At 67.0% G+C, this 19,406-nt stretch carries 18 protein-coding genes; 13 read left to right on the top strand and 5 right to left on the bottom strand.

What is annotated here, in order from left to right:
- Nucleotides 1–18: 18 nt before the first annotated feature.
- A complete protein-coding gene (locus LKE06_RS29700; protein WP_228002733.1) occupies nucleotides 19–846 on the bottom strand; it encodes an alpha/beta fold hydrolase in 828 nt (275 codons plus the stop codon).
- Nucleotides 847–988: 142 nt separating this feature from the next.
- On the bottom strand, nucleotides 989–1,732 hold the full coding sequence (gene yaaA, locus LKE06_RS29695) for a peroxide stress protein YaaA (RefSeq protein WP_228002731.1): 744 nt from the start codon (nucleotides 1,730–1,732) through the stop codon (nucleotides 989–991).
- A 211-nt stretch (nucleotides 1,733–1,943) separates the two neighbouring features.
- Between yaaA and LKE06_RS29690 the strand changes: the two genes are divergently transcribed.
- Nucleotides 1,944–3,707, top strand: coding sequence for a proline--tRNA ligase (locus tag LKE06_RS29690; protein ID WP_228002730.1), 1,764 nt, complete (start codon nucleotides 1,944–1,946; stop codon nucleotides 3,705–3,707).
- A gap of 181 nt (nucleotides 3,708–3,888) precedes the next feature.
- The gene (locus LKE06_RS29685) at nucleotides 3,889–5,640 is read left to right on the top strand and encodes an acyl-CoA dehydrogenase family protein (RefSeq protein WP_228002727.1); all 1,752 of its coding nucleotides are present in this window, start codon (nucleotides 3,889–3,891) and stop codon (nucleotides 5,638–5,640) included.
- A 217-nt stretch (nucleotides 5,641–5,857) separates the two neighbouring features.
- Here the strand turns inward: LKE06_RS29685 and LKE06_RS29680 are convergent, their stop codons facing one another.
- Together LKE06_RS29680 and LKE06_RS29675 are read right to left on the bottom strand one after the other, a co-directional pair.
- Nucleotides 5,858–6,292, bottom strand: a complete 435-nt coding sequence (locus LKE06_RS29680; RefSeq protein ID WP_228002723.1) for a ferritin-like domain-containing protein — start codon at nucleotides 6,290–6,292, stop codon at nucleotides 5,858–5,860.
- A complete protein-coding gene (locus LKE06_RS29675; protein ID WP_228002721.1) occupies nucleotides 6,289–6,891 on the bottom strand; it encodes a hypothetical protein in 603 nt (200 codons plus the stop codon). Before LKE06_RS29675 ends, LKE06_RS29680 begins: the two co-directional genes overlap by 4 nt.
- Nucleotides 6,892–7,088: 197 nt before the next feature.
- On the opposite strand from LKE06_RS29675, the gene rimP reads away from it, so the two are divergent.
- The 9 genes from rimP (at nucleotide 7,089) to LKE06_RS29630 (ending at nucleotide 16,628) form a co-directional block, all read left to right on the top strand.
- Complete coding sequence (gene rimP, locus LKE06_RS29670; RefSeq protein WP_228002719.1) at nucleotides 7,089–7,823, top strand: ribosome maturation factor RimP; 735 nt, start codon at nucleotides 7,089–7,091, stop codon at nucleotides 7,821–7,823.
- Complete coding sequence (gene nusA / locus LKE06_RS29665) at nucleotides 7,820–8,848, top strand: transcription termination factor NusA (RefSeq protein ID WP_228002718.1); 1,029 nt, start codon at nucleotides 7,820–7,822, stop codon at nucleotides 8,846–8,848. The genes rimP and nusA overlap by 4 nt, the downstream gene beginning before the upstream one ends.
- A gap of 146 nt (nucleotides 8,849–8,994) precedes the next feature.
- Nucleotides 8,995–9,327, top strand: a complete 333-nt coding sequence (locus LKE06_RS29660) for a YlxR family protein (protein ID WP_228002716.1) — start codon at nucleotides 8,995–8,997, stop codon at nucleotides 9,325–9,327.
- Between the two features lie 108 nt (nucleotides 9,328–9,435).
- The gene (gene infB, locus LKE06_RS29655) at nucleotides 9,436–12,432 is read left to right on the top strand and encodes a translation initiation factor IF-2 (RefSeq protein ID WP_228002714.1); all 2,997 of its coding nucleotides are present in this window, start codon (nucleotides 9,436–9,438) and stop codon (nucleotides 12,430–12,432) included.
- Between the two features lie 108 nt (nucleotides 12,433–12,540).
- Nucleotides 12,541–12,831 carry a DUF503 domain-containing protein gene (locus LKE06_RS29650; RefSeq protein WP_228002713.1) on the top strand — a complete coding sequence of 97 codons (291 nt, stop codon included), beginning with the start codon at nucleotides 12,541–12,543 and terminating at the stop codon, nucleotides 12,829–12,831.
- A gap of 36 nt (nucleotides 12,832–12,867) precedes the next feature.
- Nucleotides 12,868–13,311 carry a 30S ribosome-binding factor RbfA gene (rbfA, locus tag LKE06_RS29645; protein WP_228002711.1) on the top strand — a complete coding sequence of 148 codons (444 nt, stop codon included), beginning with the start codon at nucleotides 12,868–12,870 and terminating at the stop codon, nucleotides 13,309–13,311.
- A gap of 13 nt (nucleotides 13,312–13,324) precedes the next feature.
- Nucleotides 13,325–14,341: a DHH family phosphoesterase gene (locus tag LKE06_RS29640; RefSeq protein WP_228002709.1), complete on the top strand. Its 1,017-nt coding sequence runs from the start codon at nucleotides 13,325–13,327 to the stop codon at nucleotides 14,339–14,341.
- Between the two features lie 287 nt (nucleotides 14,342–14,628).
- Nucleotides 14,629–16,404 (top strand): alpha-(1->6)-mannopyranosyltransferase A, encoded by a 1,776-nt coding sequence (locus LKE06_RS29635; RefSeq protein WP_372477457.1) that lies wholly within the window; start codon nucleotides 14,629–14,631, stop codon nucleotides 16,402–16,404.
- The gene (locus LKE06_RS29630; RefSeq protein ID WP_372477462.1) at nucleotides 16,341–16,628 is read left to right on the top strand and encodes a hypothetical protein; all 288 of its coding nucleotides are present in this window, start codon (nucleotides 16,341–16,343) and stop codon (nucleotides 16,626–16,628) included. Before LKE06_RS29635 ends, LKE06_RS29630 begins: the two co-directional genes overlap by 64 nt.
- Here LKE06_RS29630 and LKE06_RS29625 read toward each other — a convergent pair.
- Complete coding sequence (locus LKE06_RS29625) at nucleotides 16,622–16,762, bottom strand: hypothetical protein (RefSeq protein ID WP_228002708.1); 141 nt, start codon at nucleotides 16,760–16,762, stop codon at nucleotides 16,622–16,624. The genes LKE06_RS29630 and LKE06_RS29625 overlap by 7 nt on opposite strands.
- A 154-nt stretch (nucleotides 16,763–16,916) precedes the next feature.
- Between LKE06_RS29625 and LKE06_RS29620 the strand changes: the two genes are divergently transcribed.
- Both LKE06_RS29620 and LKE06_RS29615 read left to right on the top strand, forming a co-directional pair.
- Nucleotides 16,917–18,227, top strand: a complete 1,311-nt coding sequence (locus LKE06_RS29620) for an MATE family efflux transporter (protein WP_228003260.1) — start codon at nucleotides 16,917–16,919, stop codon at nucleotides 18,225–18,227.
- 204 nt (nucleotides 18,228–18,431) lie between these two features.
- Nucleotides 18,432–19,388, top strand: coding sequence for a metallophosphoesterase family protein (locus LKE06_RS29615; protein ID WP_228002707.1), 957 nt, complete (start codon nucleotides 18,432–18,434; stop codon nucleotides 19,386–19,388).
- The last annotated feature ends 18 nt before the right edge of the window (nucleotides 19,389–19,406 follow it).

The raw sequence follows: 19,406 nt of genomic DNA, 5'->3' as shown, positions 1-19,406 counted from the left end.
CCTAGACCTAGGAGCTGTTCACGAGGCCGCCTGGCCGGCTGGGCCTTGTGTACTCCGGATGATCTGGGCGATTTCCGGGGCGTGGGTGAAGACCAGCCGGTGATCGGCGTCGAGCCAGGAGGTGCAGATGTGCGGCTGCTCCCGGACGAGCCGCTCGATGCCGGCACGCCAGTTCTGATTGCGCCACGGTGCACGCCCTTCGCCGCTGTCGCCAGCCATCGAGGTCGACATGATCATGCTGATCGGACAGTCGATCTTCCGGTACCGGTCGAGGATTGTGGACCGCACCACATCGATTTCGAGATTCAGATCGAGGATGTCCTGCGCGGTGAGCAACACCTGACGCGGGGTGCCCTTGGCCCGCTCGAGCTCGCGCCGCGTCGCCGGGTCCTCGAACATCGCGCGGAACTCCGGCAGGTCGGCCTCGATGATGAACGGTTCGGGCACCGGGTTCGCTCCGTCGATGAGCACAAGCTCGGCGACGGCGTCAGGACACTCGGAGGCATAGTGCACGGCCAGGTCCGCGCCCAGTGAGTAGCCCACGAGCACCGGCGGCGAGGGCAGGGCGAGGCGTCCCAGCTCCGCCATCACGGCACCGAGATCGCCGAGGAACGCCTCGAAGGAGTACCGGTCGACGGCCGAGGCGAGGCCATGGCCCCTCAGGTCGAAGGTCATCACGTCGTGGTCGCACCGCAGCAGCTCGGTCAGCTCGTGCAGGTCAGCCTGTGTCGAGCTCAGCCCAGGGCACAGGACCAGCGGTCGTCCCCGGCCGCCGCGAGACACCGGGATCGTGACACCGTCATGGTGGACCGTGAAGTGCCGCATCGCATTGGTTTTCGTAGTCATGCCAACCATGCTGAGAGGTTGACCCTGCGTCAGGGGCAACCGTCGGGGCGACATGGCCTCCCGCACACGCGCGGCCCGCCGCGATCACCGACATGGGGTGCGAACCTGAGATCCCCACCCTTCAGGTTGGGGAGACAGTTGGTCAGGTGAGGATGAGAAGTTCAGTGGGGGAGGCGATTTCGGTCCGCAACCCGGACTTGGTGGCGATGCGGGCGACCGCTCGAATGTCGGTGGGGTCGGCCCTGGTGAGCGTCAGGGCGCGGGCGAGCAGGCCCTTGTGGTGTTTGTTGAAGTGGCTCACCACGGTTCGGGTGCCATCGGGATGCTCGGTGAGCACGTTGGCGGTGATGGCACCGGGAACCCGGCCCAACTGCTGGTAGATCCCGGAGCGGAGGTCGATGACCAGCTCGCCCGCGGCTTCGGTGTGCAGCGCGTCGGGCAGGACCTCGCGCCAGAGGGCCGAAAGTGTAGGCAGGCCAGGCAGTTTCGATCCGCCCGACAGGCGGTAGGCAGGAATCGTGTCGGTGGCGCGGACGGCGCCGAACAGGGCCGAGCCGATGGCGAGGCGGGCATCGGCTTTGGCGCGCTGGGCCTTCGTGAACGAGCGGGTGTCGAGTGCGTCGTAGAGGACGCCGGTGTAGCGCTCCAGCGCGGGGCGGGTGTGGGACGTGCGCAGGGTCGCATTGCGAGCGATCTCGATATCGGCCCCCTTGCCGAGGCCGAGCACGGCGCGAGCGGTGGCCGGGTCGGCGGCCAGTTCGGCCACTTCGTCGAGCAGACGGTCGCGCACCGGCGTGAGTTGCGGCATCGCCAATGACGACAGCTCCAGCGGCACGTCGCAACCACCGTCGGACTTGGTTTCGGAGGGAGGCAGCAGCACCAGCACGAGCGGATACGGTACCGGCGTCAGCCGTCAGGGCTCGGAGCCGGTCGCGCACGTGACCACGGAGAGCCAGCGCTGACGCCGAATTGGATACCGCCGTGAGCGGCTGGAGCTCGGATGCGGTGGCCTGACATAACCAGGTGGAGCCCCCGTCTCGTGTCGAAATGGATAATGCGTTGCAGGTATCACGAGGGCAGCGACTACCCTTCCTTGCGTGATCACCCGCCTCTCCCGACTTTTCCTGCGTACCCTGCGTGACGATCCCGCCGACGCCGAGGTGCCGAGCCATAAACTGCTAGTCCGCGCCGGCTATGTACGCCGCGTCGCTCCGGGCGTGTACTCATGGCTGCCGCTGGGGCTGCGGGTGCTGCGTGCGGTGGAGCGGGTTGTCCGGGAAGAAATGGATGCCATCGGCGCCCAGGAGATCTCATTGCCCGCGTTGCTGCCGCGCGAGCCCTACGAGACCACCAACCGGTGGACCGAATACGGCGACACCTTGTTCCGGCTGCGGGACCGCAAGGGCGGGGACTACCTACTCGGCCCCACCCACGAGGAGCTCTTCGCGCTCACCGTGAAGGGCGAATACAGCTCCTACAAGGATCTTCCGGTCACGCTATACCAGATCCAGACCAAGTACCGCGACGAGGCGCGTCCGCGCGCAGGCATTCTGCGCGGCCGCGAGTTCACCATGAAGGACTCCTACTCCTTCGACCTGGACGACGACGGCCTGAAGGCGAGTTACGACGCGCACCGCGAGGCATACCAGCGGATCTTCGCGCGGCTCGGCGTCAAGTACGTCATCGTCGCGGCGACCGCCGGCGCCATGGGTGGCAGCGCGTCCGAGGAGTTCCTGGCCGAGAGTCCGATCGGTGAGGACACCTACGTCTGCTGCGTCGAGTCCGGCTATGCGGCGAATGTCGAAGCGGTGATCACGCCCGCGCCCGCGCCGTTGCCGATCGAGGGACAACCCGCCGCGGTCATCCATGACACCGCCGACACTCCGACCATCGCGACCCTGGTGGACTGGGCGAACGCCGCCGGTATCGCCGAGCAGTTCGGCCGACCGGTGACCGCCGCGGACACGCTCAAGAATGTCATCGTCAAGCTGCGCCACCCCGGCGGCAAGCACGAGATCCTCGGCATCGGCCTCCCCGGCGACCGCGAGGTCGACACCAAGCGTCTCGGCGCATCGGTCGAACCCGCCGAGGTCGAGTTGCTCACCGAGGCCGACTTCGCCGAGAACCCCTTCCTGGTGAAGGGTTACATCGGCCCGAAGGCGTTGCTGGCCAACGGGGTTCGGTATCTCGTCGACCCGCGCGTGGTGACCGGCACATCCTGGATCACCGGCGCCGACGAGCCGGGCAAGCACGTCGTGGGTCTGGTGGCCGGGCGTGACTTCACCCCCGACGGCACCATCGAGGCCGCCGAGGTCCGCGACGGCGACCCCTCGCCCGACGGTCGCGGCCCGCTGGTCTCCGCGCGCGGAATCGAGATCGGGCACATCTTCCAACTCGGCAACAAGTACACCAACGCGTTCGATGTCGATGTGCTCGGTGAGAACGGCAAGCCGGTCCGGCTGACCATGGGTTCCTACGGCGTCGGCGTCTCCCGCATGGTCGCGGTGATCGCCGAGCAGCAGCACGACGAGAAGGGCCTGCGCTGGCCGGCTGAGGTCGCTCCGTTCGATGTGCACGTCGTCATCGCGAACAAGGACGACTCCGCGCGAGAGGGCGGCGAACAGGTTGCCGCGCAATTGGATACGGCCGGTCTCGAGGTCGTCCTCGACGACCGCAAGGCCTCGCCCGGCGTGAAGTTCAAGGATTCCGAGCTGATCGGCGTTCCGTTGATCGTGGTCGTCGGCCGCGGCTGGGCCGAGGGCAAGGTCGAGATCCGCGATCGGTTCACCGGCGAATCCACCGAGGTGCCTGCCGAATCGGTGGTGGAATCGGTGCTAGCGCGGGTGCGCGGCGGACGATAGGCCGACCGGGCAGATGTTCCGGCAAGTGCGGTCGCTGCCGATGGCAGCGACCCATTCGGCTGGCAATCTCCGATGTTGCCTCGGCCTGTCGGCGCAACCTACGGTCGCGTAGGCAAAACGCTGGCACAGGCAATCGCGGACCCACTCCGACCGGCTGTTACCCGCTGGTAAGTTAGCGCGTATGACGAGCACCGACGCGCTGTTGTTCAACCCCGCCACCTACGATCCGCAGCAATTCGACGCCGAGACGCGACGGCTGCTGAAGGCCACCATCGAGTGGTTCGAATCGCGGGGCAAGCGGCAACTGCTCGCCGACGACGCGGACGCGGTATGGGTGTCGGACTTCCTGGAGTTCGCGAAGAAGGAAAAGTTGTTCGCGACCTTCCTGACACCCGCCGCCTACGCCGACGGTGACGAGAACCGCCGCTGGGACGCGGCCCGCAACGCGGCGCTCTCGGAGATCTTCGGCTTCTACGGTCTCGCGTACTGGTACGCCGAACAGGTCACCATTCTGGGCCTCGGCCCGATCTGGCAGAGCGACAACGAGCCGGCGAAGAAGCGTGCCGCCGCCGACCTCGTCGACGGTCAGGTGATGGCGTTCGGCCTGTCCGAGCGCGATCACGGCGCCGATATCTACAACACGGACCTGATTCTCACGCCGACCGAGCCCGGTAGCCCCGACGACGAGGCGGGAATTCTGTTCCGCGCCAACGGCACCAAGTACTACATCGGCAACGGCAATGTCGCCAGCATGGTGTCGGTGTTCTCCCGGCGCGCCGATATCGAGGGCGCCGATGGCTATGTGTGGTTCGCCGCCGACAGTCGTCACGACGACTACGAACTCATCGACAATGTGATCCACGGGCAGTTGTATGTCAGCACCTTCGCGCTGCACGACTACCCGGTGACCGCCGCCGACATCCTCTCGACCGGCCCGGACGCCTTCTCGGCGGCACTGAATACCGTCAACGTCGGCAAGTTCAATCTCTGCCACGGCAGCATCGGCATGGTCGAGCACTCCTTCTACGAGGCCATCACGCACTCGAACAACCGCATCCTCTACGGCCACTCGGTTACCGAATTCCCGCATGTGCGAACGAATTTCGTCGACGCATACGCGCGCATCACGGCGATGAAGCTGTTCAGCGATCGGGCCGTGGACTACTTCCGCACCGCGAGCCTCGAGGACCGGCGCTACCTGCTGTTCAACCCGATGACCAAGTCCAAGGTGACCTCCGAGGGCGAGACCGTCATGACGCTGCTGCTGGATGTGCTGGCCGCGAAGGGTTTCGAGAAGAACACCTATTTCGCCCAGGTCGCCCGCTATATCGGCACCCTGCCTCGGCTCGAGGGCACCGTGCACGTCAATGTCGGCCAGATCCTCAAGTTCATGCCGAACTACCTGTTCAACCCGAAGGACTACCCGGAGGTCGGCACCCGCCTCGACGCGGCCGACGATGCGTTCTTCTGGCGGCAGGGCCCGGCCCGTGGTGCGGGCAAGGTGCAGTTCGCCGATTGGACCCCGGTGTATGAAAAGCGCACCGATATCGCGAATGTGGCCCGCTTCTATGAGCAGGCCCAGGCATTGCGCACGCTGCTGACCACCGCGGCCCCCGATGCCGGCCAGCAGCGGGATCTGGACTTCATGCTGACCATCGGCCACCTGTTCTCCCTGGTGGTCTACGGCCAGCTCATCCTGGAGCAGGCCGCGATCACCGGTCTGGACCGTGACGTGCTGGATCAGATCTTCGACTTCCAGATCCGCGACTTCAACGGCTACGCCACCACCCTGTACGGCAAGCCGTCCGCCACTGCGGCACAACAGGAATGGGCGATCGGCGCGCTGCGCAGTCCGGCGGGCGACCGCGAGCGTTTCAACCGGGTATGGAACCAGGTCGCGTCCTGCGACGGCGTCTACGCGATGCGCCCGTAGCGCGCGGTCGATCGATCTACGGTGCGGCGGCCGATTCTGGGTCCGGGTTCGACACCCATCCAGATCGGCCGCCGCATGCCGTGTGGCCGCTGCGTCGGTTCATTAATCGCGGTTGCCGACGCGTGTTGCGACCGGATGTGTGGATCTCCGCCGACGGAGCCGTGTCGCGTAGGCGAGCGCACGGGAAAGGCACGATGTTGTATGCCCTGACGCGTGGTCAAACCTTGCCGGGGAAGGCGACCGTCGGCGGGTTCGTGCCCAGGATCGACTGCCAAGTGGCAAGGCGCACAGCGGATTCGGTGAGGGCGTCGATGCCGGTCCGGCGGACGGGTTCGGACTCGGCGCGTTCCACAACAGAGCGCCAGGCGGCCGCGCAATCGGATTCTACGGTGACCGCCAAATGTGCCGCCGGGATCGGATCGTCCACCGGGAACGGCGTCGTATAGGCGGCGTCGGAGGGGGGTACTGCGGCACCCGCCGCCGCGAGTGCGTCGACGGTGCTGTCGCGGCGGGACCGGTGGGCGGCGCTGTATTGGCTGATGATGCGGTCGCGCTCGTGGGAGGCGTAGGCGCCGATCACACCGTAGGCGTATACCGCCGCGTATTCGGCGTTCAGTGCGTCGAGCAGGGCTCGGCGTTCGGCGTCGGTCATGTCAGCAATACCCCCGCTTCGGTCGCGCAGGCCGCACTGATGGAGGCCAGCAGACCGGCGCGATAACCCGATTGGCCGCGCGCGAGCTCGGCGGCCGACTGCTGGGACGTGACGAGACGATCGCGCAGCTCCTCGATGGTGGGCGGTGCCACCGGCGGTACCGCCGCCCCCGAGGTGGCCGGGGCGGAGGCCCCGGCGGGCGCGTCGACCGCGCGGGTGCGGTGAGCCGGGGTCGTGCCGTCGCCGTAGACGCCGATCACCCGGTTGATCTCGGCGAGCAGCGCGTCGGCATGTGCGGTGCGTTCGGTCGCGACTGTGGTCAACGCGCTGTGCCGCTGCGGCGTCAGCGCGATCGCCGCGGTTGCGGCCGCGGCGTCGGCGCGGGCCATAAACTCTTGCGCGGCAAGTGGATCCGGCTCGTAGACGGTGTCGTCGGCGCAACCTGCCGCAGCGCCGACGGCGAGCGCTCCCATTGTCGTACCGCCCGCCAGTCGCAACGCGGTGCGACGATCGACCGACGATGGACGGGGATCGTGCCGGTCAAGGAGGATGCCGGAGGTGCACCCGGCGTGCGGCAGGGCGGGAAGGCGGATGGGCACGCGCACCATCGTGCCAGACTTGCTCGCCCACTAAGAATCACGCCTCGAGCGTGCGGATCCTTGGCGGGCAGACTGCTGTGGGCACGGCGAACTTGTCTGAGGGCGCTGGTCCCTTACACTCTCGTGGCGCGTTACGCTAGACCTTCGGTAGAAAATTTGCCCCGCCGCGTCACAACTGAACCAGGAGCCGCCCCACCATGCCGATGCCGACCGAGGAAAGGCTGAGCCAGCTGGTTGCTGGACTCGTCGAACGCCGAGGATTCGACCTCGAGGGCGTCGAGATTTCGACGGCCGGCAAGCACACGCAAGCGCGGGCCGAGGAGCAGAGCCAGCGGAGCGATCCATCGGTTCGGGTGCAGGTTGTCCTCGACAGCGACGATGCCGCCGATCTCGACACCATCGCCGAGATCAGCACGGGTCTCTCGGACCTGTTCGACGAGGCAGGCGATTTCGGTGAGACGCCGTATCTGCTGGAGGTCACCACGCCGGGCATCGATCGCCCGCTCACCGTCGCACGACACTGGCGGCGAGCGCGCGGGCGCAAGGTTCGTATCTCATTGCGTCAGGGGGCACCCGCGCCCGAAACCGGCGGTTCGGACAGGTTCGAGGCCAGGGTAGGCGAGCTGAGCGACGACTCCGTGGCGCTGGTGCTCGGTGGCAAACGTAACCCGCGCCGGGTGAACATCCCGCTCGCCGATATCGCCCACGCGGTCGTGCAGGTCGAGTTCAACCCGCCCGGTGCGCGCGAGCTGGAACTCGCGGGTGGAGTAATCCCCGGCCGTCCAGTGCCGGGACAGGAAGACAACGAAGGCGGATTCGCGGACGGCGTTCGAGCGCCGCACCCCGATGTCGCGGACGTTCGAGGAAATATCGAAGCACTGCCGCAATCAGCAACAGCGTCCGATTCGCAGACCGAAGGGATCGTGGAATGAACATCGAAATCGAAGCCCTGCGCGCGATTGTCGCCGACAAGGGGATCTCGATCGAGGCCGTGATCTCCGCCATCGAGTCGGCATTGCTCACCGCCTACCGGCACACCGAAGGGCACCAGCCGAACGCCCGCATCGACATCAACCAGAAGACCGGTGTGGTGCGGGTGATGGCGATGGAGGTCGACGCCGACGGCAACACCATCTCCGAATGGGACGACACCCCAGAGGGATTCGGCCGGATCGCGGCGACCACCGCGCGTCAGGTGGTGTTGCAGCGACTGCGTGACGCGGAGAACGAAAAGTCCTTCGGCGAGTTCGCCACCCATGAGGGCGACATCGTGGGTGGCGTGGTGCAGCGTGACGCGCGTGCCAATGCCCGTGGCACCATCGTGGTGCGCATCGGCAGCGAGTTACACGGCGCGGAGGGGCTGATTCCGCCCGCCGAGCAGGTGCCCGGCGAGACCTACGAGCACGGCGACCGGATCAAGTGCTACGTCGTCGGTGTCTCGCGCGGCCCGCGCGGCCCGCAGATCACTCTGTCGCGGACGCACCCGAATTTGGTGCGCAGGCTGTTCGCGCTGGAGGTTCCGGAGATCGCGGACGGATCGGTCGAGATCGTCGCCGTCGCGCGCGAGGCCGGGCACCGTTCCAAGATCGCGGTGCGCACCACCGTGTCCGGTGTGAACGCCAAGGGCGCCTGCATCGGCCCGATGGGGCAGCGGGTGCGCAACGTCATGAGCGAGCTGGCCGGCGAGAAGATCGACATCATCGATTACGCGGACGACCCGGCGACCTTCGTCGGCAATGCGCTCTCACCGTCGAAGGTGGTTTCGGTCACCGTCGTCGATGCCGAGGCGCGCGCCGCTCGCGTAGTGGTGCCGGACTTCCAGCTCTCGCTCGCCATCGGCAAGGAGGGGCAGAACGCGCGGCTGGCCGCCCGCCTGACCGGCTGGCGGATCGATATCCGCAGCGACGCGGCCCCGGACACGGGTGGCGGTGTGCGGACGGAGGCGCAGCGAAGTTGACCGATACCGCGTCCGGCGAGCCGCCAACCAGCCTGACGGCGGGGCCTGCGGATGACAGGTTGATAACTTCCACGGGGGCGGGGTTCGGTGTTCGGGCCGGGGCAGCGGTAGAGTGGTCTGAGGTTCAGCGCGAGCCTTCGGCTTCGATGTCCGAACGCACCACCCAGCAGCCTGCGGCGCCCCGGCGTCCGGCAGCCCCGGTGCGAACGTGCATCGGATGTCGGAAGCGAGAGTTGGCCGCCGATTTGTTACGGATCGTGGTGCGGGAATCCGAAGCCGGTGACGGTTGCGAGGTTGCTGTGGTTGTTCCCGATCCGCAGCGCAGACTTCCCGGACGGGGTGCCTGGATGCACCCCGTTTCGGTTTGTTTGAGCGCGGCGCAGCGGCGTCGAGCATTCGGCAGAGCACTACGAGTGTCCGGACATCTGGATATCTCAGCCCTGGAGAAGTACCTCGAGAACAGGCACGAGCACTCATGAGCACACCGTGAAGCACCAACGATGAACGTCCATCGGAGATAACCCGAGGTCGTGCGGGCCCGCCTTCCCTAGGCGGAGGCACTGCTCGACCTCTCAGTGAGGAGAGCAGTGGCAGGCAAGGCCCGCGTGCACGAGTTGGCCAAAGAACTCGGAGTCACAAGTAAGGAACTACTCGCGAAGCTCAAGGAGCAGGGCGAGTTCGTGAAGTCGGCATCCTCGACGGTGGAAGCACCCGTCGCGCGTCGGCTGCGCGAGTCGGTCGCGGCGAAGTCCGCACCGACCAACGGAGCATCCAGGACCGAGGCGCGTCCCGGAGCTACCTCGGCGGCCCGTCCGGCCGCCAAGCCGACACCAGGCGGCCCTCGTCCGGGCCCGCGTACCCCGGCTCCGGCCGTCCCCCCCGGGGCGCCCGCCGCGAAGGAGACCGTCGTGCCCGCCGCTCGGCCCGCCGATGCGGTGCGCCCAGGCCCGGCGGCGAAGCCGGCACCGGCCGCGCCCGTCGCACGTGAGTCCGCGCCAGTATCGGACGCCGCGCCGTCGGCGCCCGTCGCCAAGGCGGCGCCGACCGGTCCGCGACCGACCCCTGGTGGTCCGCGTCCCGGTCAGCAGCAGCGTCCGGGTGCTCCGGCACCGGCCTCCGGCCCGCGTCCCGGTGGCGCCTCTGGTGGCCCGAAGCCCGGCCCCAAGACCCCTCGGGTCGGCAACAATCCCTATTCCTCGGCTCCCGAGCGTGAGCGTCCGGCGCCGCGTCCGGCCCCGAGCCAGGGTGGACCTCGCCCGGGCCCCGGGCACGGCCCGCGTCCCGGCCCCGCACAGGGTGGCGCGCGTCCGGCTCCCGGCCAGGGCGGTGCCCGTCCGGCCGCGGGGCAGGGTGGCGCGCGTCCCGGTGGCCCGCGTCCGAGCCCCGGCTCGATGCCGCCGCGTCCGAATCCCGGTGCCATGCCCGCTCGTTCGGCCCGTCCGGGTCCGGGTGGCGGCGCCGGTGGCGGTCGTCCCGGTGGTCCCGGCGGTCGTCCGGGTGGTCCCGGCGGTCGTCCGGGTGGTGGCGGTGGCGGTGGCTACCGCGGCGGTCCCGGTGGCGGTGGCGGCACGGGTGCGCCCGGTGCCGGTGCGCCCGCGGCCGGTGGTTTCCGTGGTCGTCCCGGTGGCGGCGGTGGTCGTCCCGGTGGCCCGGGTGGACGTGGCGGTGCTGCCGGTGCGTTCGGTCGTCCCGGTGGCGCGGTCCGTCGTGGCCGCAAGTCGAAGCGGGCGAAGCGCGCCGAGTACGAAAACATGCAGGCGCCCGCCGTCGGCGGCGTGCGGCTGCCACGCGGCAACGGCGAGATCATCCGTCTCGCCCGCGGTGCGTCGCTGTCGGACTTCGCGGAGAAGATCGACGCCAACCCGGCCTCACTGGTCCAGGCGCTGTTCAATCTTGGCGAAATGGTCACCGCGACCCAGTCGGTGAACGACGAGACCCTCGAGCTGCTCGGCAGCGAGATGAACTACGTCGTGCACGTCGTCAGCCCCGAGGACGAGGACCGCGAGCTGCTGGAAAGCTTCGACCTCACCTACGGCGAGGACGAGGGTGGCGAGGAAGACCTGCAGATCAGGCCGCCGGTGGTGACCGTCATGGGTCACGTCGACCACGGTAAGACCCGACTGCTGGACACCATCCGTAAGGCCAACGTCCGCGAGGGCGAGGCCGGTGGCATCACCCAGCACATCGGTGCCTACCAGGTGCTGACGCACGTCAACGACGAAGATCGACTGATCACCTTCATCGACACCCCGGGTCACGAGGCGTTCACCGCCATGCGTGCCCGTGGTGCGAAGGCCACCGATATCGCGATCCTCGTGGTCGCGGCCGATGACGGCGTCATGCCGCAGACGGTGGAAGCGATCAACCACGCGCAGGCCGCCGATGTGCCGATCGTGGTGGCGGTCAACAAGATCGATAAGGAAGGCGCGAACCCGGACAAGGTCCGCCAGCAGCTGACCGAATACGGTCTGGTGGCCGAGGAGTACGGCGGCGACACCATGTTCGTCAACATCTCCGCCAGGCAGGGCACCAATATCGAGGCGCTGCTGGAAGCGGTCGTGCTGACTGCGGACGCATCGCTCGATCTGCGTGCCAACCCGGACATGGATGCTCAGGGTGTCGCCATCGAGGCGCATCTCGACCGCGGCCGTGGCCCGGTGGCGACCGTGCTCATCCAGCGCGGCACGCTGCGGGTCGGCGACTCGATCGTGGCTGGCGACGCCTATGGTCGTGTCCGTCGCATGGTCGACGAGCACGGCGAGGACGTCCTCGCGGCGTTGCCGTCGCGGCCGGTCCAAGTCATCGGCTTCACGTCGGTGCCGGGCGCTGGTGACAACCTCCTGGTTGTCGACGAGGACCGCATCGCACGCCAGATCGCCGACCGCCGCAATGCGCGCAAGCGCAACGCGCTGGCCGCGCGTAGCCGCAAGCGGATCAGCCTGGAAGATCTGGATGCCGCACTGAAGGAGACTTCGGAGCTGAACCTGATCCTCAAGGGCGACAACTCCGGTACCGTCGAGGCCCTCGAAGAGGCGCTACTCGGTATCCAGGTGGACGACGAGGTGCGGCTGCGGGTCATCGACCGCGGTGTCGGTGGTGTCACCGAGACCAACGTCAACCTGGCGTCGGCGTCGAACGCGATCATCATCGGGTTCAACGTCCGTGCCGAGGGCAAGGCGACCGAGCTGGCCAACCGCGAAGGTGTGGACATCCGGTACTACTCGGTGATCTACCAGGCCATCGATGAGATCGAGAAGGCCCTCAAGGGCATGCTCAAGCCGATCTACGAAGAGGTCGAGCTCGGTCGCGCCGAGATCCGCGCGATCTTCCGGTCCTCCAAGATCGGCAATATCGCGGGCTGCATGGTCACCTCGGGTTCGGTCAAGCGCAATGCGAAGGCCAGGTTGCTGCGTGACAACCTGGTGATCGCCGAGACGATGACGATTTCCTCCTTGAAGCGTGAGAAGGACGACGCCGTAGAGGTCCGTGAGGGCTTCGAATGCGGTATGACCGTCACCTACTCCGACATCAAGGAAGGCGACATCATCGAGGCATACGAGTTGCGCGAGAAGCCGCGCGACTGATAGCCGCATAGCGTCGCGCCTGCCCGTGACCCGGTGTGAAACCGGGGCTCGGGCGGGCGCGGTCTACCGGTTCCATTGTTTCGATATCGCAGAACTGAAGAGGTGTGCGTGTACCTCGGTGCACTGGAGTTCGACATCCTGCTCGGCGATGTTCATTCGCTGAAGCAGAAGCGCTCGGTGATCCGGCCGGTTTTGGCTGAATTGCAGCGCTTCGGCGTGAGCGCCACTGAGGGCGGGGAGCACGATCGGCATCGCCGCTCGCTGCTGGGAGTCGCCATGGTCAGTGCCGGAATGGATCACCTTACCGAGGTACTCGACAAGTGTGAGCGGCACGTTGCCGCCCGTCCGGAGCTAGAGTTGCTGGCAGTGCGCCGCAGGATCTTCGGGCCCGAAGACTGACAAGCTGAACAAGTTAGTAGTGAGGAGGGTTCAGCCATGGTGGATCAAGCCAGGGCACGCCGACTCGCCAAGCGGATTTCCGCGATCGTGGCGACCGCGATCGAACACGAGGTGAAGGATCCGCGGCTCAATTTCGTGACGATCACCGACGCCAAGGTCTCCGGCGATCTGCGCGAGGCGACGGTGTATTACACGGTGCTGGGTGAAACCCTGGACACCGAACCGGATTACGCGGGTGCCGCCGCGGGCCTGGAGAAGGCGAAGGGCGTGCTGCGTTCGAAGGTGGGCGCCGGAACCGGCGTGAAGTTCACCCCGACGCTGGCCTTCGTGCTCGACAAGGTTCCCGATGTCGCGCGGGATATGGAAGAGCTACTGGCCAAGGCCAGAGCCGCCGACGAGGCGGTGGCGAAGGTGGCGGCGAATGCCACTCATGCCGGTGATTCCGACCCCTACAAGGTCGAACGCGACACCGACGAGTGACTTGCGGTATCTGATGACGACGATGCCCGAAGCGGTCGATGCCGGGACGTTGGATCTCGGCGCCGCGGTCGCAGCGCTGACGGCGGCGCGGTCGGTGACGATTGTTTGTCATGTCCAGCCCGATGCCGACACCATCGGCAGCGGGCTGGCATTGGCGCTGGTGCTGCATCGTCGTGGCGTCCCGGTGTGGGTGTCGTTCGCGGAACCGGCCGAGCTGCCATTGTCCATGCGTTCGCTGCCGGGCGTGCACCATTTGGTCGCGCCTGAGCAGGTGCCCCACGAGGTGGATCTGCTCGTCGCGGTGGATTGCGGCAGCGTCGGCAGGCTCGGTGCGCTGGCCGATCGATTGCCTGGTGCCGCAACGATATTGGTACTCGATCATCACCGCTCCAACACCAGATTCGGGAAGATCAACATCATCGACCCCAGCGCGGAGTCGACGACCAGCATCGTCATGCGTGTCCTCGACGAATGGCCGGTGCCGATCGATCCTGAACTTGCCCACTGTTTGTTCGCCGGGCTGGTTACCGACACCGGTTCGTTCCGGTGGGTTCGTCCCGGAACCCATCTGCTGGCCGAGCGGCTGTTGTCCACCGGCATCGATGGCGCGGAGATCTCCCGCACGCTGATGGATACGCATACGTTCCATTGGCTTCCGATGCTCTCGCGCGTGCTCGGCACCGCCGAGTTGGTGCCCGAGGCACGCGGCGGCATCGGGCTGGTGTACGTGTTCGTACGCCGCGATGAGGTGGCCGACGTGCGTTCGGAAGAGGTGGAGAGTGTCGTGGATATCGTCCGCACCACGGCAGAGGCGGGGGTGGCGGCGGTCTTCAAACAGTCGCGCACCGTCTCCGACCGCTGGATCGTGTCGTTGCGCTCGCGTGACAGCGCACCCGGCGCGCACGATGGTGTCGATGTTGCGGAGATAGCGACCGCGCTCGGTGGCGGCGGCCACCGTTTCGCCGCCGGATACACCACCGATGGCACCCCGGAAACCATTGTCGCCGCGCTGCTGGCTGCCCTCGGGTGAACGACCTGACCCGCGTGCACAGGGCGGATTCAACCACGCCGGTTGCGGCACCACTCCGGACATTGTGCTGCCCACCACAATGCTGTCCGGGAAACCGGCGGCAAACCGCGTGCTCGGTGCCCCCGGGCACGCTAGAGTCGATGCCGCGAGCACCGGCGGGATAGGGTGCGGCAGTAAAGCCGTAAACGAGGCACCGACCTTCCGCTCGCGGTTGCGACCGCCAACCATTCCGGGGGGACCGACAACACATGGCATACCCCGAAACCCGCGCTGTTGCCGCACCCAAGATGAATGGTTCGATAACCACAGCACCCCATAGTGCGGCCGACCGCAGCTCCGACCCCGTTGTTGACGCTGCGCCACGGTCCGGGTTCCGCTACTGGATGCGCACTTCCGCCGACTTCGCCCGCAGCGCCGAGGGGCATGCGGCGTTATGGGGTTTCCTCGGCGCGATCATGATCACCTTCGGCGGCTTCGGCGCAGGAGCCACCCGCATACACGACCCGCTGCTGGAAGCCCTACACCTGTCCTGGATGCGCTTCGGCCACGGCTACGCGCTGTCCACGATCCTCATCTGGATCGGCGTGCTGCTGATGATCATCTCCTGGGTGCGGCTCGGCCGCACCACTATCGGGGCTGGTGACCGCCCCGGTGCCGAGGTGACGCTGAACGAACTACGGGCCATTGTGGGCATTTGGACCTTCCCACTGCTCTTCGCGGCTCCCATGTTCAGCCGCGACGCCTACTCCTACCTGGCCCAGGGCGCACTGCTGCGCGACGGCTTCGACCCATATGCGGTCGGCCCGGTCGCCAATCCCGGTGTGCTGCTGGACAATGTGAGCTCCGTCTGGACCACCACCACGGCGCCGTACGGCCCGATCTTCCTGCTGATCGGCCGCGCCATCACCGCCGTCACCGGCGACAGCGTGGTGGCCGGGACGATCGCGCTGCGGCTGGTGATGCTGCCCGGCCTGGTGCTGATGACGTGGGCGGTCCCCTATCTGACCAAGCATCTGGGCGGTAAGCCGACGGTTGCGCTGTGGCTGGCAGTACTGAACCCGCTGGTGCTGATCCATCTGATCGGCGGCGTGCACAACGAGCTGCTGATGGTCGGGCTGATGTGCGCGGCGATCGCGTTGGTGCTGGAACGTCATCATGTCGCGGGCATCGTGGTGCTCGCGATCGCGGTGGCGATCAAAGCCACAGCCGGTATAGCGCTGCCCTTCCTGGTGTGGATCTGGATGGTGCACGAACGGGAGCGCCGCGCCGCGCTGCCTGCCGAAAGCGCCGCAGACGATGACGCCGGCGGTGAGGTGCTGCCGCACCCGCTCGCGATGTTCGCCCGGATCGCCGGGCTCGGCCTGACCGTATTCACCGTGGTGTTCGTGGCGGCCTCGGCAGTTGCGGGCGTGGGGATCGGCTGGCTGACCGCACTATCCGGATCGAAGAAGATATTCAACTGGCTGTCGTTGCCGACCCTCCTAGCCCATATGGTCACCTGGGTGACCCCGCTGACGCGAGATCAGGTCATCGACCCGATCCGGGCGATCTGCATGCTCGTCCTCGCCGCGACCCTGGCCTGGACTTGGTGGCGGTTCAAACACAGTGAGCGCGAGGCCGTGCTAGGCATCATGATCGCGTTTGTCTGCATCGTCATCCTGTCTCCCGCCGCGCTGCCCTGGTACTACTCGTGGCCGCTGGCGTTGGCCGCCGGATTCGCCCTGTCCACCACCACCTTGATGGTGCTGGTCGGCCTGTGTACCTGGTTGATGTTGATCTTCAACCCGGACGGGAACCACGGCCTGTACAACTTCTGGCACGTGGCCGCGGCCACCTTCGCCGCGGTGGTCGCGGCGCTCTCGCTGCGCACCGTCGACCCGCTGCGCCTGCGATCGACACCGGCCGCCGCCCTCGATGCGGTGACCACATCGTCCACCGCGATCCCGGTAACGACGATCCCGGCGCCCACCACCACGCTGGGAGTGGAGGGAAGGACGGCGTGCGTGCAGGGGACAAACTCAACAGCGACTTCACCGCCGATGCACCGAATCTGGTATGGGTAGCCGATTTCACCTACGTGTCGACCTGGACCGGATGGACCGTATCGGCCACGAAGATGGTCACGCTGGTGTCCAATGCCCTGAACATGGCTGTGTGGCGGCGCGGCCATCCCGGGCACTCGATCGAGCCCGGACTCATTCACCACTCGGACGCCGGCAGCCAGGCAGCATTTTCCCGTCGATGTGATGTCGACCGGTTGCGGCACCTGCTCGGGCCGGCTCAGTGACCATCGGAATCGGTCGCGATCAGGGTATTCGAGGCGCGGTCCGCGCGACCGGGATGGTGGGTCGGGCACGGGACCTCTGGATGGCGGCCTTCGGTGTCGTACAGCGCTCGGCGCTGCCCGTCGAGTTCCGGCACAGGATGGTTGTCGTGCCGCAGCGGTATATCTTGTGCGACGGTGACAGTCGGTGATGGGGAGGTATTCGTGAGTATCGAGGACCCGAGCAGCCCAGTCGTCGACGGGAACGAATACGGGCACTCCGATCCGGCGGCCGCGGCCGGACCTCGACGCATTCTCGGGCTCGCGGTGCCGACGCTCGGGGTTCTGGTCGCCGAGCCGATCTACTTGCTGTTCGATCTCGCGGTGGTCGGGCGGCTCGGAGCCTTGGCGCTGGCGGGCCTGGCGGTTGGTGGATTGATTCTGGCGCAGGTGAGTTCGCAGCTGACCTTCCTGTCCTACGGCACCACGGCGCGTGCCGCGCGTAGGCACGGGGCGGGGGATGAGCGCGGCGCCGTGGCCGAAGGTGTGCAGGCGACGTGGATCGCGGTGGCACTCGGCACGCTGATTCTTGCTGTGGTGCAAATCTTCGCGGTGCCATTGACCAGCGCCATCGCGGGCGGCGGGGATATTGCAGAACAGGCGCTGCGATGGGTGCGGATCGCATTGTTCGGTGTTCCGTTGATCCTGGTCGCGATGGCGGGCAACGGTTGGCTGCGCGGGGTACAGCAGACACGACGGCCGCTGGCGTTCGTGGTTGCCGGGCTATCGGTTTCGGGCGTGCTGTGTCCGATCCTGGTGCACGGTCTGCTCGGCGCACCACGGCTGGAACTACCCGGCTCCGCGGTAGCGAATGTCGCCGGTCAGTCTGTGACGGCGATGCTGTTCCTGATGGCGATCGTGCGTGCGCGCGTTTCGCTGGTGCCGCACTGGACGGTGATGTGCGCGCAATTGGTGCTCGGCCGTGACTTGATCATGCGCAGTCTCGCCTTCCAAGCCTGTTTCGTTTCCGCGGCGGCGGTCGCGTCGCGCTTCGGCGCCGCCTCGGTGGCCGCGCACCAGTTGGTCCTTCAGCTCTGGAATTTCCTTGCGCTGACCCTGGATTCGCTCGCGATCGCCGCGCAGACTCTGGTCGGGGCGGCGCTCGGCGCCGGTGACGCGCGCGGCGCACGCCGACTGGCGCGCCGCGTCACCTGGTGGTCGGAGATCTTCGCATTGATGCTGGCCGCATGTTTCGCCGCGGGCGCGGTGCTGATCCCGAAACTGTTCACCGACGACCCCGCCGTGCTCGATCGCACCCATATCGCCTGGTGGTTCTTCGTGGCCATCATCCCCGTCGCGGGCATCGTCTTCGCCCTCGACGGTGTCCTGCTCGGTGCCGGCGACGCCGCTTACCTGCGGACCACGACTCTTGGTGCGGCGGTGCTCGGCTTCCTGCCCGCGATCTGGCTGTCGCTGGTATTCGACTGGGGCCTCGCCGGAATATGGTCGGGTCTGGTGGCTTTCATGGTGTTGCGGCTGATGGCGGTGGTGTGGCGAGCCGAATCAGGTCGCTGGGCTCAGGTGGGAACCGAGGTGCCGGGTAAGGCTCCCAGCGCGGCCTGATCACGGCCACGGTGCTGGCTGCCTTACCCGGGCTTCAGGGCTCGACGTATCTGCGCACCACGACTGTCGCCGGGCGAACCGAGCGATCGGAAACCGTCAGTCCCGGCTGGACAATACTGTCGACGGTGCGGTCGGCCGTCGGGGCGGCGGTGTTCGTGCGAGCCGGACAGCGGCAGTCGCGGCATCTGTGCCAAGGTAGGTGTGGTGATACCCAAGTTGATGGCGGTGAGCGACGTTCATGTCGGCCACCAGGGGAATCGTCCGGTGGTCGAACAGATTCGGGCGGATTCGCCGGAGGACTGGCTGATCGTGGCCGGGGACGTGGGGGAGAAATCCGACGACATCCGGTGGGCGCTGGAGTTGTTGCGCAGCCGATTCGCGAAGGTGATCTGGGTACCGGGCAACCACGAACTGTGGACCACGGTGAAGGATCCCGTACAGATGCACGGTGCCGCGCGGTACGACTATCTGGTGTCGATATGCCGGGATCTGGATGTGCTGACACCCGAGGATCCATTCCCGGTATGGGCGGGGGCCGGGGCGGAGGAATACGGCGGGTCGGTGACCCTGGCGCCGATGTTCTTGCTCTATGACTATTCGTGGCTGCCGCAGGGCACCACCACCAAGGCGGAGGGACTGGCCGTCGCCCGGGACCGCAATGTCGTGGCGACCGACGAGTTCCTGCTCTCGTCGGACCCGTACGCGACGCGCGACGCGTGGTGTCACGCCCGTGTCCAGGTCACCCAGCGGAAACTCGATGCGCTCGCGCCGGGAACACCGGTGGTGTTGATCAACCATTTTCCTTTGGTGCGCCAGCCCACCGACGTGCTCTTCTACCCGGAGTTCGCGCTGTGGTGCGGCACCGACCGCACCGCCGACTGGCACACCCGCTACAACGTGGTCTGCTCGGTGTACGGCCATCTGCACATCCCGCGTACCACCTATTACGACGGTGTCCGCTTCGAAGAGGTTTCCCTCGGCTATCCCCGCGAATGGCAGCGTCGTGGTCTGCCCGATCAGCTGCTGCGTCAAATCCTGCCCACCCCGGTATATCCGCCGGGAGCGCTGAACTCATGGGGTGGCCATTTCAAGGTGACTCCCGAAATGGAGGCCGCGGCGGACGAGATGCGAAACAAGGCACAGCAGCGGCGCGGTTTGTAGCGCCGGGCCGTTCGGTCC

It is taken from the genome of Nocardia australiensis, from assembly GCF_020733705.1.
GTDB classification, from domain to species: Bacteria; Actinomycetota; Actinomycetes; order Mycobacteriales; family Mycobacteriaceae; genus Nocardia; species Nocardia australiensis.
Note: the sequence above shows the minus strand (reverse complement) of the source record. Positions and strands in the feature narration are given on the sequence as shown.

Excerpts from the sequence above, each read along its gene's own strand:
- LKE06_RS29700 (WP_228002733.1), bottom strand. The coding sequence starts at position 846 with ATGACTACGAAAACCAATGCGATGCGGCACTTCACGGTCCACCATGAC.
- LKE06_RS29685 (WP_228002727.1), top strand. The coding sequence starts at position 3,889 with ATGACGAGCACCGACGCGCTGTTGTTCAACCCCGCCACCTACGATCCG.
- LKE06_RS29680 (WP_228002723.1), bottom strand. The coding sequence starts at position 6,292 with ATGACCGACGCCGAACGCCGAGCCCTGCTCGACGCACTGAACGCCGAA.
- rimP (WP_228002719.1), top strand. The coding sequence starts at position 7,089 with ATGCCGATGCCGACCGAGGAAAGGCTGAGCCAGCTGGTTGCTGGACTC.
- nusA (WP_228002718.1), top strand. The coding sequence starts at position 7,820 with ATGAACATCGAAATCGAAGCCCTGCGCGCGATTGTCGCCGACAAGGGG.
- LKE06_RS29660 (WP_228002716.1), top strand. The coding sequence starts at position 8,995 with ATGTCCGAACGCACCACCCAGCAGCCTGCGGCGCCCCGGCGTCCGGCA.
- rbfA (WP_228002711.1), top strand. The coding sequence starts at position 12,868 with ATGGTGGATCAAGCCAGGGCACGCCGACTCGCCAAGCGGATTTCCGCG.
- LKE06_RS29640 (WP_228002709.1), top strand. The coding sequence starts at position 13,325 with ATGACGACGATGCCCGAAGCGGTCGATGCCGGGACGTTGGATCTCGGC.
- LKE06_RS29635 (WP_372477457.1), top strand. The coding sequence starts at position 14,629 with ATGAATGGTTCGATAACCACAGCACCCCATAGTGCGGCCGACCGCAGC.